Source organism: Aequorivita sp. CRS11 (genome assembly GCF_059693805.1).
On sequence record NZ_JCATIG010000003.1, the window covers coordinates 243,244 to 258,170 of the forward strand.

At 40.0% G+C, this 14,927-nt stretch carries 15 protein-coding genes; 4 read left to right on the forward strand and 11 right to left on the reverse strand.

Going from position 1 to position 14,927, the window contains the following annotated elements:
* Nucleotides 1-102: 102 nt before the first annotated feature.
* The 3 genes from AC58DT_RS07045 to hemB form a co-directional block, all read right to left on the reverse strand.
* Nucleotides 103-573: a hypothetical protein gene (locus tag AC58DT_RS07045; RefSeq protein WP_497216171.1), complete on the reverse strand. Its 471-nt coding sequence runs from the start codon at nt 571-573 to the stop codon at nt 103-105.
* A gap of 83 nt (nt 574-656) precedes the next feature.
* Nucleotides 657-983 (reverse strand): hypothetical protein, encoded by a 327-nt coding sequence (locus AC58DT_RS07050; RefSeq protein WP_497216172.1) that lies wholly within the window; start codon nt 981-983, stop codon nt 657-659.
* A 75-nt stretch (nt 984-1,058) separates the two neighbouring features.
* Nucleotides 1,059-2,048 carry a porphobilinogen synthase gene (hemB, locus tag AC58DT_RS07055; RefSeq protein ID WP_497216173.1) on the reverse strand — a complete coding sequence of 330 codons (990 nt, stop codon included), beginning with the start codon at nt 2,046-2,048 and terminating at the stop codon, nt 1,059-1,061.
* A 177-nt stretch (nt 2,049-2,225) separates the two neighbouring features.
* On the opposite strand from hemB, the gene AC58DT_RS07060 reads away from it, so the two are divergent.
* Nucleotides 2,226-4,877, forward strand: coding sequence for a DEAD/DEAH box helicase family protein (locus AC58DT_RS07060; RefSeq protein ID WP_497216174.1), 2,652 nt, complete (start codon nt 2,226-2,228; stop codon nt 4,875-4,877).
* Nucleotides 4,878-4,881: 4 nt separating this feature from the next.
* Here AC58DT_RS07060 and AC58DT_RS07065 read toward each other — a convergent pair whose 3' ends face one another.
* From AC58DT_RS07065 to hemA, 8 genes are all read right to left on the reverse strand, one after another.
* The gene (locus tag AC58DT_RS07065; RefSeq protein ID WP_062620131.1) at nt 4,882-5,214 is read right to left on the reverse strand and encodes a ribonuclease E inhibitor RraB; all 333 of its coding nucleotides are present in this window, start codon (nt 5,212-5,214) and stop codon (nt 4,882-4,884) included.
* A 24-nt stretch (nt 5,215-5,238) separates the two neighbouring features.
* On the reverse strand, nt 5,239-6,141 hold the full coding sequence (gene hemF / locus AC58DT_RS07070) for an oxygen-dependent coproporphyrinogen oxidase (protein WP_497216457.1): 903 nt from the start codon (nt 6,139-6,141) through the stop codon (nt 5,239-5,241).
* 17 nt (nt 6,142-6,158) lie between these two features.
* The gene (locus AC58DT_RS07075) at nt 6,159-6,896 is read right to left on the reverse strand and encodes an EI24 domain-containing protein (protein ID WP_497216175.1); all 738 of its coding nucleotides are present in this window, start codon (nt 6,894-6,896) and stop codon (nt 6,159-6,161) included.
* Nucleotides 6,897-6,925: 29 nt separating this feature from the next.
* Nucleotides 6,926-7,408 carry a DUF6973 domain-containing protein gene (locus AC58DT_RS07080; RefSeq protein WP_497216176.1) on the reverse strand — a complete coding sequence of 161 codons (483 nt, stop codon included), beginning with the start codon at nt 7,406-7,408 and terminating at the stop codon, nt 6,926-6,928.
* Nucleotides 7,409-8,437, reverse strand: coding sequence for a uroporphyrinogen decarboxylase (gene hemE / locus AC58DT_RS07085; RefSeq protein WP_497216177.1), 1,029 nt, complete (start codon nt 8,435-8,437; stop codon nt 7,409-7,411). It lies immediately after the preceding gene.
* A 69-nt stretch (nt 8,438-8,506) separates the two neighbouring features.
* Nucleotides 8,507-9,154 carry a uroporphyrinogen-III synthase gene (locus tag AC58DT_RS07090; RefSeq protein ID WP_497216178.1) on the reverse strand — a complete coding sequence of 216 codons (648 nt, stop codon included), beginning with the start codon at nt 9,152-9,154 and terminating at the stop codon, nt 8,507-8,509.
* Between the two features lie 19 nt (nt 9,155-9,173).
* Nucleotides 9,174-10,118, reverse strand: coding sequence for a hydroxymethylbilane synthase (gene hemC / locus AC58DT_RS07095; RefSeq protein ID WP_497216179.1), 945 nt, complete (start codon nt 10,116-10,118; stop codon nt 9,174-9,176).
* 2 nt (nt 10,119-10,120) lie between these two features.
* Entirely contained in the window at nt 10,121-11,380 is a 1,260-nt protein-coding gene (gene hemA, locus AC58DT_RS07100) for a glutamyl-tRNA reductase (protein ID WP_497216458.1), read from the reverse strand.
* 181 nt (nt 11,381-11,561) lie between these two features.
* On the opposite strand from hemA, the gene AC58DT_RS07105 reads away from it, so the two are divergent.
* The 3 genes from AC58DT_RS07105 to AC58DT_RS07115 all read left to right on the forward strand — a co-directional run bounded on the left by AC58DT_RS07105 (nt 11,562) and on the right by AC58DT_RS07115 (nt 14,926).
* On the forward strand, nt 11,562-12,452 hold the full coding sequence (locus AC58DT_RS07105; RefSeq protein WP_497216180.1) for an AraC family transcriptional regulator: 891 nt from the start codon (nt 11,562-11,564) through the stop codon (nt 12,450-12,452).
* A 93-nt stretch (nt 12,453-12,545) separates the two neighbouring features.
* A complete protein-coding gene (gene hemH / locus AC58DT_RS07110; protein WP_497216181.1) occupies nt 12,546-13,583 on the forward strand; it encodes a ferrochelatase in 1,038 nt (345 codons plus the stop codon).
* Nucleotides 13,583-14,926, forward strand: coding sequence for an MATE family efflux transporter (locus AC58DT_RS07115; RefSeq protein ID WP_497216182.1), 1,344 nt, complete (start codon nt 13,583-13,585; stop codon nt 14,924-14,926). Before hemH ends, AC58DT_RS07115 begins: the two co-directional genes overlap by 1 nt.
* Nucleotide 14,927 lies beyond the last annotated feature (1 nt).

Sequence of the window (14,927 nt, forward strand, 5' to 3'; positions counted from 1 at the left end):
ATTTTCATCTAAAATAAAGATTTAAAAACAGATTTTAGGTAAGGCTTTGTTAATTGCATTAAAAAAACCGCCACAAAGGACGGTTTTCTTAAAAAACTAAAATTACGAAGCCCTCAGTAAGGGTTTCAATGTCCCTTCCCAGCGCTTGGCATCCTGTAGGCATGCAAACGGATCTTTGGTGTACCCTTCGTCATCGTTTTCCATATAAAAAGGTATTTCCAACCTGCCTGACTTTTCAACTAGTTCCAGCCCAACCCAATCAAGGGTTTTGTCTGTCTGCTTAATGCTCTTGGCACGGCATTCCCGCACCTCGGTTATATCTACAATCTTAAAGTCACCGCTAGGATTGGTTTTAGAAGAGTAAACAAGTTTTTTTGAAGTTTCGTCAACAGCAATAACGCAATTGCCTATTACCTCTATGTTCTTTATCTGTATGCCCTTGGTCTGCGACAGTTGCGATACAGTTTTCTTTGCCTTTTTGTCCTTGCCGGTGGTGTTCAAGATTAAATAACCCACGGGCACAAATATCAATAACAGTATAATTACCCCTACTAGGGTTGTGTTAAATTCCATGATGAAAAATTTTTAAGATGAATAAATTTGAATAAAAAAATGCTTGGAAACCAATCCAAACAAACCGAAGCAATCTCAAATAATCACCAAAAAAAATGGAAGGGAAACAAATGGCGGAAGATAAGCTCCCGTTTGTCCTTTAAGAAGTAAGAAGAATTAACTGAAGAAGAGGCGCGTAAATAAGAAAAATCTCTGCCAGAATTAAACAGTCCATAAAAGTCAAGACCTGAATATTCATTCTGAGAAACTATTTGCGAAACTTCCCCAACAGAAATTTCATTAAAAACTAATGGTTTTTGATTATCATTCTGGAACTCAGAAATAACAGCAGTCCTGTTTTTATCTGCAATCGCTTCACTTGCAAAAGCTACATTACCGAACACCAACACAAGGGCAATCGATAAAAACAATCTACTTATATATTTTCCACAAAGTTTCACGCAGCAAATGTATGCGAAAATTGAATTCGGAAAGATAAAATTTTGCTAATTAATAAGCTTTACGACATCTTTAGCAAAATAGCTAGCAATCATAGAAGCCCCGGCTCTTTTTATGGCCGTAACCTGCTCCATCATTACTGCATCGTGGTTCAACCAGCCCTTTTCGGCCGCGGCTTTCAACATGGCATATTCACCGCTAACTTGATAAACCGCAACAGGAACATTTACGGTATCCTTTATATCACGTACAATATCCAAATAGCAAAGTCCGGGTTTTATCATTACAATATCTGCGCCTTCGTCAATATCCATTAAGGTTTCGCGGATGGCCTCCTCGCGGTTGCCGTAGTCCATTTGGTAGGTTTTTTTATCTTTTGGAATATCCTCTACATCAACAGGCGCAGAATCCAACGCGTCCCGGAACGGACCGTAAAATGCCGAAGCATATTTGGCGCTGTAGGCCATAATCGCGGTATCGCAGAAACCTTCGTCCTCTAAAAGGGTTCTGATTTCAAAAATGCGTCCGTCCATCATATCGCTGGGCGCAACCACATCCGCACCCGCAATGGCGTGGCTTAGGGACATTTCAGCCAAGACCGCATTGGTATCGTCGTTCAAAACTTTTCCTTCGGAAATAATTCCGTCGTGCCCATATACTGAAAACGGATCCAAGGCCACATCGGTCATCACAATCATTTCGGGAACTGCATCCTTCACCGTTTTTATGGCGCGTTGCATCAATCCATCAGCATTTAAGGCTTCCTTTCCGCTATTGTCCTTCAGTTTATCATCAACTTTCACAAAAAGCAAAACCGACTTCAAACCGAGTTTCCAAAGTTCTTTTACTTCTTTTTGAAGATTATCCAAACTCAATCTGTAATAGTTAGGCATAGAAGCAATTTCTTCTTTTACACCTTTTCCTTCCACCACAAAAAGCGGCACGATAAAATCATTGGGGCTTATAATAGTTTCACGGACCAGGCTTCGCATACTTTCGTTGGTTCGCAATCTTCGGTTTCTTCTTAGTGGGTACATAGCTATTAAGATTTTAGACTTGAGATTTTAGATTTTAGATTTTTTGATAAATCTGAAACCCTATATTCAATAATCAATTCAGTAATATTATTAAACCAATAACAGGATTTTCACCTCGTTGAAATACCTTATTTTTGGCGTTGCAAATTTACTATTATAATCTGAGCCTTCCATAAATTGAACCTGCTATCCTCACTTCTTTTTAAATTTAATTGGCGCAGCTACCAAGCGCGGTTTTTGGAGGATTTTCAAGTTTATTTAGAGGATAATCATCTTCACGTCGTGGCTCCGCCGGGTTCGGGCAAAACGGTTCTGGGGTTGGAAATGATGCGGAGAATCAATAAAAAAACGCTGGTTCTATCGCCTACCCTAACCATCCGAAACCAATGGAACGAGCGTATGTTGGAGTGTTTTGTGAAACATGAAAATTCAATTTCGGTTTCCTTCAACATTAAAAATCCGGAAACGATTACTTTTTCAACCTATCAATCCCTGCATTCTTTTTTTAAAAATGAATTGGAAAATTCCGAAGAAAAACTACTCCATTTTTTTGAAAATGCTGGAATTGAAAACATTATTTTGGACGAAGCCCATCACTTAAAAAACGAATGGTGGAAGCCGCTTTTCAGCTTAAAACAATTGCCCAAACACACATTAGTTTCGCTTACCGCAACGCCTCCCTACGATAGTGAACCAAGTGAAATAGCCAAGTATTTTGAACTTTGCGGCCCGATTGATATGGAAATCGGCCTGCCAGAACTCGTAAAGGAAGGCAATCTCTGTCCGCATCAGGATTACATTTATTTTTCCAAACCCGAACAGGAACAGATTCGCTACATCATAAAATATCGCGAGCAATTGATTCAGTTTGTTTCAGATTTAAAAGCGAATGAACATTTCCAGAATTTTATACTGAAACATCCTTTTTTTGCGAATACGGAAACGAATTTGGAAGCTATTTACGAGCATCCAGATTTCTATTCGGCGATACTTATTTATTTGAATTCAATTGCTTTTAAAATTCCTCATGAAAAGATTGAATTGTTGGGCGTAAAACCTAAAAATGTGAGTTTTCCCTCGTTTAATTACGAATGGGTGGAAGCGCTATTGCAGCCCCTTTTGGTTGACGAAAGGAAAAATCATCTTGAAAACGAAGCAATATTAAATTCAATTGAAAAAGAGCTTCGAAAAATTGGGGCTTTTGATAAAAAACGCGTCAATCTTGTAGGCGAAAACAACCTATACCGTTCGCTTTCGCAGAGTCCATCTAAGCTTAAAAGCATTGTGGAAATTACCAAAATTGAAGCTGAAAGTCTCGGTAGCTCATTGCGGATGGTTATTCTTTCAGATTACATTCGAAAGGAATTTCTCGATTTTAAATACGGCGATTCCCTTTCGGAAATAAATAAGTTGGGTGTGGTTCCTATATTTCAACATCTTCGGAATGCGATAAAAAGGGATGAATCTTTAAAACTTCAGAAAGATAAATTAGCTGTTTTAACGGGTTCTTTGATTTTAATCCACAATTCGCTGGTGGACGAATTGACTGCCAAAATTTCTGCGGAAGCTTTTACGCAATCCATTCTTTGGGATACGGAATACATAGTCATAAACCCAACCGTGAGCGGCAAAAAGGAAATGGTAAGCGCCATGACCCAGCTTTTTGAGGAAGGGTTTATTGAAGTGCTTATTGGCACCAAATCGCTTTTGGGCGAAGGTTGGGATGCGCCGGCAATCAACACTTTGGTCCTTGCCTCGTTTGTTGGTTCATTTGTTACTTCCAACCAAATGCGGGGGCGGGCCATTCGTGTAAACCAGTTGCAGCCCGGGAAAGTTGCAAATATTTGGCATATTGCCTGTGTGGACCCTACAAATGAATCGGGAGGAGCAGACATAGAAACCTTAAGCCGCAGATTTGATGCCTTCTGCGGCGTTTCGCTACAAGGAAAAACCTTCATAGAAAACGGAATAGATCGATTGGGAATAGCGAACGGATTTTCTGAAATAGCGGCTTTAAATGAAAAAATGGAGTCACTTTCCCAAAACCGAAAAAACGTAAAACAGCGCTGGGAAACAGCTTTGAAAGAAGGAAATGTTTTAATTCGCGAGCTAAAAGTGAATTTTGATGAAAAATCAACTTCGGAAAAATCGAAAAAATTGTATTATCACGATTTGGTGAAATATGCTTTCGTGGAACTTTCCGCTTTGGTGTTAATTACATTGCCCGAACTTTTTATAAACAATCTTCCGAATCTTCTTTCCAAAGGAATTCTTTACTTTTTTTACGCAGTTTTTGGCGGACTCGCAATCTTATTTCTTCCTAAAACCATAAAAGCTTTGAAATTATATATTCAATTCGGACGAAGGGACAAACAGCTTTTTAAATTTGCCGAGGCGCTAAAAGCAGCGATGGTTAAAAAAGAATTAATTAAAACTTCAGCACCCAAACTTAAAGTTGTCATTGAAGAATTTGACCAAGGGGCTATTTCCTGTTATTTACAGGGTGCAACGGTTAAGGAAAGTCTTCTCTTTATAAATTATTTGGAGGAAATAATCGCGCCGGTTGAAAATCCGCGTTATATTATTACCCAAGCCGGATGGTTTCGGAAACTGTTAAAAATTTCAGATTATTACAATGTGCCGAAAATATTTGCTGAACGGAAAAGTGACGCGGAGCTGTTTTTTAAGCATTGGAAAAAATTCAATGGCAAGGCTATCCTCACTTTCACCCGAAATCCCGAAGGAAGAAAATTATTGTTGAAAGCGCGTTTTCATTATTACCAAAACACAAACAATGTGGGTTCTAAAAAGGCTTTGATTTGGAAATGATTGCTTAATCCATTTCGATGGGCGTTTCCCATCCATCATATATACCGTTATACTTTTTTGCAATTTCAAAAAATTCCATAGTGTCAAAATCAATAAAACTTTTGTTTACACTTTCAACCCTATAGATAATTAGTAAAAGCTTATCATAATTCTTTCTTTTTCGAAGGTGTTTAACCGAAGTTTGAAATCCAATATCCCAAGCATAGCTTTCAAAAAGCTTCAAATCCTTTCTTTTTTCAAAATAAAACCAATGGGTGACAGGGCGTTTCTCTTGCCCATCATCTCCAAAAGCATGGAGTATTTCGAAAATTCTTTTATTTGCCTTTTTTCGTGACATTAAATTGTTAGAATTAACTCCAATTCAAACCCAATCTTTCGGCTTTCTTAAAACTTCAACAAGCTTTTCTTCCTCGCTTCCTGTCTCGGGATGAAAATCATAGCGCCACTGCACATGCGGCGGCAAACTCATCAAAATGCTTTCAATTCGGCCATTTGTTTTTAGGCCGAAAAGCGTGCCTTTATCGTGAACTAAATTAAACTCAACATAACGGCCACGGCGTATTTCCTGCCAAGTTCTGTTTTCTTCGGAATAGGGAAGGTTTTTTCTTTTTTCAACAATGGGAAGATAACATTCCAAGAAACTGTTGCCAACTTCGGTTACGAAATTGTACCAATCCTGCATTTTCATCGTGTCCGTTTCTTTTAAATAATCAAAGAAAAGACCACCAATTCCTCTCGCTTCTTCGCGATGCGCGTTCCAAAAATACTCGTCGCAGCGCTTTTTATAAGTTTCATAAAAATCCGGATTATGCCTATCGCAAGCGGTTTTGCAGACATGGTGAAAATGTGTTGCATCTTCCTCAAATAAATAATAAGGTGTTAAATCTTGCCCGCCGCCAAACCAACTATCTACAATATTTCCTTCAGCATCATACATTTCAAAATAGCGCCAATTGGCGTGAACGGTGGGCACCATCGGGTTTTTTGGGTGAAGTACCAAACTCAGTCCACAAGCGAAAAAATCTGCATCTTTTACTCCAAAATACTGCTGCATGCTTTCGGGTAATTTCCCGTGAACTTCACTGATGTTTACGCCTCCTTTTTCAAAAACGGCTCCATTTTCAATCACTCTGGTTTGTCCGCCACCGCCTTCTTTCCGGGTCCATTTGTCTTCTTTGAATTTTGCCAATCCGTCAATTTCTTCCAAAGCAGAAGTGATTTCGTTTTGCAAATTCTTTATGTATTTTACGAATTTTTCTTTCATCATATCTTTTTCTGAAGTTATTTCGTGTTTTCCAACACCTTTAAGGTCTCCGTACTCGCCGCAGTCACCGAAAGGGGCAAAACCAAAATAATCCCAATCACCGGAATCAAAAGCATTCCCATAAAAACGATACCGTTGCCAATTGCCAAACCCTTGTTTCTACTTACAAATTGGATGCTTTCCGAATATTTATAATGTCGTTCCAGCGTGTAATCCATGTTCCCGAAACCTGCGTAATAGCTTTGCACCAAAAACAAAAGTACCGAAGAAATTATTCCTAAAACAGGTATAAAACCTATCAAGATTATGGGGATTGTGAGCAAAAGTTCCATCATTAAATTCCGGACGTTTATTCGAACCCCCCGCCAAAGTTGCTCAGCGTTTGACGTATTTCTGTGCGAATGGTTTTCTCCAAAAAGATGTTTTTCAATCTTTTCCGAAACGGGACTCATAAATGGCGCGCTCAGTGCCATAACTATATGACGAAAAAGAATTAAACCTAAAGCAATGATTGTTAATGCTCCAATAAAATCACTTATGGTTCTGAAAGTTTGTGCGCCCCATTCCCAAAACCAGATTTTTGAAATAAAGGCTCCCATATTATCGCTCAGCCCCCAAGCGGAAAAGCCAATTAAAACAGCGGTTAAAAAACTAATTGCCATAGGCACGCCAAAGTACTTCCAAAGCCCAAGTTGCCCAATAAGCTTGAAAGTTCCCGCGTATGCTTTTATGCCTTTTAGGATGTTTTTAATCATTTGGTTTGGTGTCGTGTCGCACGGAAAAGTTAATCTATATAAACTAATGTCTTTTCTAAATTTTCAACTTCTTCAATAGTTGAAATCTTTACCGCTTCCGAAGCTTTTTGTTTTAAAAACGAAACGATTTCCGCTACATTTTTATCTTTTACTTCTTCAAAATAAAGAATTCCAACGTGGTTATTATGCAAATCCATTGCGTGTTCCAAAGCTTCGTTGGGCGAAAAATCCTCGTGCCAATCGGTAAATTTCTTTGCCCAAGTTTTTGCCTTTTGTTCGTTGTTTTGCCATTTTAAACACTTTTTGATAATCAAGATTACCCAAAGCGCATGCCGAAAGGCATTTGCCGGATTTCCTAAGTGATGCTTGCTTCCGTACTGCTCATACGCAATGTCCATACAGCGTTTTGTGGCAAAAATAGTTGGAAGTGCGTATTGCGGATTTTTTAAAAACATCCAAAACAACCCAAAAAGTTGCTTTAAATCTAACTTTTTAAAAATCTGCCACAACATCTATTCCTGCTTATATTCCTTCACCGCTTCAATGAAAGCGCCTGCGTTTTCCAAAGGAATATTTGGCAGAATTCCATGACCTAAATTCACGATGTAACGGTCTTTTCCAAATTCATCGATCATTTGTTTCACCATTTTTTTAATTTCTGATGGCGGACTGAAAAGACGAGTTGGGTCAAAATTTCCTTGTAATGTAATGTTTCCGCCCGTCAAATAACGCGCATTTTTGGGCGAACACGTCCAATCTACACCCAATGCGGAAGCGCCACTTTTTGCCATGGTATCTAAAGCAAACCAACAGCCTTTTCCAAAGGCAATAACTGGAGTTTCATTTTTTAAAGCATCAATTATCTGTTGCATGTACTGCCAACTGAATTCCTGATAATCGGTTGGTGATAGCATACCGCCCCAGCTGTCAAAAACCTGTACCGCGTTTACCCCGGCTTTTACTTTTTCTTTTAAATATAAGATCGTTGTATCTGTTATTTTCTGAAGTAATTCATGTGCTAAAACTGGTTGTGTAAAGCAAAATTCCTTCGCTTTATCAAAGTTTTTACTGCCTTGGCCTTGCACGCAATAACAAAGAATGGTCCACGGACTACCCGCAAAACCAATCAACGGAATGTCGTCGTTCAATTTTTCCTTCGTCATCTTTATGGCTTCCATTACATAGCTGAGGGTTTCGTTGATGTCCGGCACAATCACGCGTTCCAAATCCTTTTTTGAGCGGATTGGATCCGGCAACCATGGGCCAACACTAGGTTTCATCTCCACGTGAATGTTCATTGCCTGCGGAATTACCAAAATATCACTAAACAAAATGGCAGCATCCATTCCGTATCTGCGGATGGGTTGCACGGTGATTTCACTAGCAAGTTCCGGGGTTTGGCAACGGGTAAAGAAGTCGTATTTCGCTTTTATTTCCTGAAATTCGGGCAAGTATCTTCCGGCTTGGCGCATCATCCAAACAGGCGGTCTTTCTACAGTTTCGCCACGAAGGGCTTTTAAGAATAAATCGTTTTTAATCATAACTTTATTTTTGTCTCCTCAAGCGCAGTCGAGAAGTATAAGGAGTTCTCGACTGCGCTCGAACGGACATTACGTTTTTAATAATTTCACCGCTTTTGCAATTACGCTTTCTACGGTAGTGGCGTTAGCAATTACGACGTTTTCAGTATATTTTTTTGCTTCGGTAGCAGTTGTTGTACCTATGCAAATTGCTTTTGAATTATTCATTTTATTTTCTGAAACAAAACTTCGCACCCCACTTGGACTGAAAAAAAGAACAGCGTCGAACTGTCTTTCAAACTTCTTCGGATTTAAAGTGGTTTTATAAACCTCAATTTCCTCAAAGATAATATCGTTTTCTATTAGTTTGGAGGGAATTTCATCACTTCTAATATTTCCACAGAAAAATTGAAAGGAATCATTTTTGTAGTTTTTTGCCAAATAATCGCCTAATTCTGAAGCATATTCGGCCATCTTTATCACATTTTGGCCATTTTCTTCCAACAGTGATTTAGTCTTTTCACCAACGCAAAAACAACTCCTATCTCCTAACCCATAACTCATAACTGCCTTTACAGCATTTTGGCTTGTGAAAATAGCATTGTCAATATTTTCAGAAACTTCAAAAGGGACGAATTCAATTTTTATGGCGTTATATTCCACCAAGGAAACTCCAGCGTTTATCAGCAACTCTCTTTGAGAAGGACTCAATTTTTTAGTTGAGAGAACGCTTTTCATTTAATAGGGGTTAGGGAATTTACTTGTTGATCTGCTTTTTAATCTGCGCCATCAATTCTTTTCCGCCATTTTTCAGGATTTGCAAAGCACATTCTTTTCCAAAATGTAGATAATCAGTTTTGGAAACAGTTTTTTCAATCTCCAATTTCTCTTTCCCATCCAAGGAAAACAGACAGCCTTTAAACAGAACCTCTTCACCAAATATTTCTGCAAAAGCACCAATTGGCGCAGTACAGCCACCCTCAAGTGTTCTTAAAAATTCGCGCTCAATGTGTGTGCAAATTTCCGCTGCAGAATTGTTTAATTTTGAAGTGGCCTCTATGCAAAATTCATCATTTTCCAAAGCCACAACAACCATAGCGCCCTGTGCCGGCGCAGGAAGCATCCAACCTAAAGCCTCCCCAACCCCTCCAAAAGAGGGGCTTTTTATATTGGCTTCGCTCATATATCCCAATCTTTCTAATCCGGCTTTTGCGAAAATAGCGCCATCCCAATCATTTTCTTTCAGCTTTTGAAGTCGGGTATTGACATTTCCACGCAAATCAACAACCTTATGGTTTGGGTAACGATGAAGCCATTGTGCCTGCCGGCGAAGGCTTCCCGTTGCAATTGTGCAAGGTTGTTCAAAATCTACATTCGTTGTAGTAACAATAATATCGTCTGAGGAAGCACGTTCCAAAACAGCGGTCTGCACGATGCCATTGGGCAATTGCGTGGGCACGTCCTTCATACTGTGTACGGCAATATCCACCGTGCCCTTTATCATTGCGACGTCCAGCGTTTTGGTAAAAATGCCGGTAATGCCCATTTCGTAAAGGGGCTTGTCCAGCACCAAGTCGCCTTCAGACTTTACGGGAACCAACTGGGTGGTATAGCCCAAAGCCTCAAGTTTGGATTTTACAGTGTTGGCTTGCCAAAGTGCAAGTTCACTGTCGCGGGTGCCAATGCGGATTGTTTTTTTCAAGATTAGGCAGTTTCAAGTTGGAAAACCCTTCTTATGAGTTCTATACTTTCGGCGGAGCCTTCCTCGCCTTTAAGGTGGTTGGCGAAATGTGTAGTTATTTTTTGGATAAGTCGGTCGCTGATTATTTGGGCCTGCTCTTCATTGAAACCGTCAATCTTTTTGCGCTGATAATCTATTTCACCAGCCTTAATTTCGGCAAGTTTCCCTTTCAATGCTTTAATTGTAGGAGCAAACCGTCTGTTGTCTGCCCATTGGTTGAATTCCTTTTCAATTTCAGCAATAATCTTTTTTGCCAGAGGAAGCTGAGCCGCACGCTGTTCCAAGGTATTATCCGTTACGGCAGAAAGATGATCCATATGTACCAAGGTTACCAATTCATTCTCCAAAACATCATCGGAAACATTTTTTGGAATGGAAAGATCCAAAATTAATAGAGGTCTTTTCAAATACAAAAGTTCCTTTGAAATGGTGGGCTGCTGTGCGCCCGTAGCTACAATAAGTACATCAGCCTGGGCTATTTCACTTTGGATGTCGGCATAGTCCTTCACGATCATATTGAACTTTCCAGCCACCTTTTCAGCCTTTTCCTTCGTGCGGTTAATAAGGGTAATATGGTCGTTCTTGGTATGCTTTATTAAGTTCTCACAGGTATTTCTGCCAATTTTTCCAGTTCCAAAAAGCAAAATATTCTTTTCAGAAATATAGGGCACGTGCGCCATAATATATTGCACTGCCGCAAAACTTACAGAGGTTGCACCGGAAGAAATGCCAGTTTCATTCTTGATACGCTTGCTGGCCTGAATAACAGCATTTGCAAGACGCTCCATAAACGGGTTCATAAGGTCATGCTTTTTTGCTTCGCGAAACGCATTGCGCAACTGACTAATGATTTCAAAATCACCAAGAATCTGACTGTCAAGACCTGTCCCCACTGTAAAGAGGTGTGAAACCGCATCGTGGTTTTTATAAATATAGGCAACCTTTTCAAATTCCTCAACAGTACCATTGGTATGCTCGCATAACAATTTTATAAGTTGATATGGATGCTGGGCAAACCCGTAAAGTTCGGTACGGTTGCAGGTAGAAATAACCGCAAGGGATGGAATACGGTCGGCCTTGGCCTGAAGCATTATCTTTTCTTTTGCCGTATCACTAATACTAAAGTGGCCACGAATCTCGGCATCTGCTTTTTTGTAGTTGAGGCCGATGGCGTAAAAATTGCCTTCGAGCGACTCCCCGGAATATGTCTTTAAGTTTTCCATATAAAACAGGAGCAAATGTAAACGCATTGTTTTTAAAAAAATAACGCCAGCGGTATCTTTTATGTCGATGGGTGTTAAAAATGGCCTAAATATGACATTTGTCATATTTTTACCCCTAAATTAGCGGTGTCCCACCAAATTTAATACTATTTAATTTAGAACTATTCTAAATAGAAACTATATGGAACTCCAAAAAAATGTCGCTCAAAGTTTTTACGAAGAAACAACCATTTCCCCAGGTTTTTTTATATTGAAATTCAACAACGAAACCGATGAAAACCAAACCTTTAAGCGGGAGGTAAGTTCCACATTTATACAGTTTCACTTTTGTATAAAAGGAGCTGCCGCCTTTCTTTTTAATGAGGGAAACTACACCCTGCCCATAAAGGAGGAAAACTCTTTACTGCTTTACAATCCACAACGCGATTTGCCCATACACTTGGTACTTGAAAAGCATTCATGGGTGCTTTCGGTATTGCTTCCCATCAATAAATTTCACAGTCTTTTTTCTACGGAAGCCAATTACATCACTTTTCTGAGTGAGGAAAACAAAGACCGAAAGTATTACAAAGACGGCCACATTTCACCATCAATGGCAGTAGTGCTGAACCAATTGATGAACTACAACCTCCATCCCACCATAAAACCCTTATATTTTAAGGCCAAGGCCTATGAACTGCTCAGCCTATACTTCAACCGTCCCGCCGATGCCGATGTAGAGCAATGCCCATTTTTGGCAGATGAAGACAATGTTTCCAAAATAAAAAAAGCCAAGCAGATTATGGTCGCCCGAATGGCCGAACCCCCAACCCTTCAACAATTGGCAGACGAGATAAACCTACCTATAAACCGACTGAAAGAAGGCTTCAAGCAAGTCTATGGCGACTCAGTTTTCAGCTTTCTGTTTGATTATAAAATGGAAGTTGCCCGGCAACTTCTGGCTACGGGTTCGCACAATGTAAATGAAGTAGGCCTAAAGGTAGGCTACAGCACCTCCAGTCATTTTATCGCAGCCTTTAAAAAGAAGTTTGGCACTACGCCAAAGAAGTTTTTGATGGGGTTGAATGTATAAGTATTTATAATAGTTTCATTGTTTTTAAATAACATCATTTTTGAGCATTACCTTTTAAAACCCTAATTTTGCTATCCTAAAAATTTCCATTAAATGAAAGGAGTCCTCCTCGTAAATCTCGGTTCGCCAGACAGCACCAATCCAAAAGACGTTAAAAAATACCTCGATGAATTTTTGATGGATCCACGGGTTATTGACGTGCCGTTTTGGCTGCGTTCCTTTATAGTTAGGGGAATTATATTGAACACCCGCCCAAAAAAATCTGCCGAGGCCTATCAAAAAATCTGGTGGGATGAGGGTTCACCTTTAATCGTAATTTCTGAAAGACTTCAGAAAAAAATTCAGCAGAAAACCACTGTACCCGTTGCCTTGGCAATGCGCTACGGAAGTATGACATTGAAAAAAGGTTTACAGGAATTGGTAGATCAAGGCGTTGATGAAATTTTGACTATTCCACTTTATCCGCAGTTTGCCATGGCAACTACTGAAACTATTGATGTAAAGGTTGAAGAGCTGAAAAAGGAATTCTTTCCGCAACTTCAAATTACTTCCCTTCCCGCATTTTACAGCAAGCCGGAATATATAGAAGTGCTTTCAAAAAGTATTGCTGAAAAACTCGAAGGCTTAGATTATGAGCACCTCTTGTTCAGCTATCACGGCGTTCCGGAAAGGCACATTTACAAGCGCGACATCACAAAAAGCCATTGCAAAATAGATGGAAGTTGTTGTGTAACGCCTTCTCCCGCACACGAATTTTGCTATCGTCACCAATGTTTAAAAACTACCGAATTAGTTGCAAAAAAGTTGAATTTACAAGCTGGAACTTATTCCAGTTCCTTTCAATCCCGGTTGGGTTTTGATCCTTGGTTGAAACCGCCAACGGATAGAACCATAGAGCGTATGGGGCTTAATGGCGTGAAAAAAATGGCAATTGTAACCCCAGCATTCGTAAGTGATTGTCTTGAAACTTTGGAAGAAATAGCCATGGAAGGCCAAGAAATTTTCCACGAAGCTGGTGGAAAGGAATTTACAGTAATTCCCTGCTTGAACGATCGTGACGATTGGGCCGAAGTATTGACAGGCTGGATTGATACTTGGCGCATTGTAGATGTAAAAACTGCAATAGCCTAATGAAACTTAACCAAAGTGCCGCCCTCGGCACCGAGTCCATAGGAAGTCTGTTAATAAAACAGGCCGTACCCGCATCCATTGGTATTTTAGTAATGTCATTGAACATTCTGGTGGACACCATTTTTGTGGGCAACTGGATTGGCTCCATTGCCATTGCGGCCATTAACGTTGTACTCCCCGTTTCCTTTTTTATCGCAGCCTTAGGAATGGCCATTGGAATTGGCGGTTCTTCCATTATTTCGCGGGCTTTGGGCGCAGGTAATAAGGCGCGGGCACTAAAAACTTTTGGCAATCAAATTACCCTAACATTATTGCTTACCACAGCAATGGTTGTCTTTGGATTGATATTCATTAATGAGCTTATCCCCGCTTTCGGAGGCAAGGGCGACATCTTTGAACCTGCAAAAATCTATTACCGCATCGTTCTTTACGGCGTGCCACTCTTGGCGCTGTGTATGATGGGCAACAACGTAATCCGCGCCGAGGGCAAGCCCAAGTTCGCAATGATTGCAATGATTATCCCTTCCGTTGGAAATCTCCTTTTAGACTATATCCTCATCAATCTTTTGGATTTGGGTATGGAAGGGGCAGCCTGGGCTACCACGGTTTCTTATGGCCTATGCTTTCTGTATGTCCTGTGGTTTTTCCTAAGCAACAAATCGGAGCTAAAAATAAATTGGTCACACTTTGGGCTTAACAGTTCCATTATTAAAGAAATGTCTGCCCTCGGTTTTGTAACCTTGGCACGACAGGCCGTGGTAAGCATTACCTATCTTTTAATGAACAACATTCTCTTTAATTTAGGGGGTGAAGCCTCCGTAGCGGCATATGGAATTATTGGCAGGATGCTAATGTTTGCACTCTTTCCGGTTTTGGGCGTTACACAAGGATTTCTTCCAATTGCGGGTTATAACTATGGCGCACATAAATTTGCACGTGTTCGTGAAAGTATCAACAAGGCAATTCTATATGCTGGCGGTTTGGGCTTATTCATTTTTGCATTGATTATGCTTTTTCCCGAGGCTATCGTTTCTGTATTTACAACAGATACCGATATCCTTTCCGAAACGCCCCACTATATGCGATGGGTATTTGCCGCCACACCCATTATTGCAATCCAATTGATAGGCTCTGCCTATTTTCAAGCCATCGGTAAAGCCGTTCCTGCATTATTGCTCACCTTGACGCGACAGGGATTTTTCTTTATTCCGCTGATTTTTATACTGCCGCATTACTTTGGCGAACTGGGCGTATGGATTTCCTTTCCAGCAGCTGATGTACTTTCAACCATTGTAACTGGGTATTTTTTGAATCGGGAAATACGAAAAACGCTTACAGAATAAA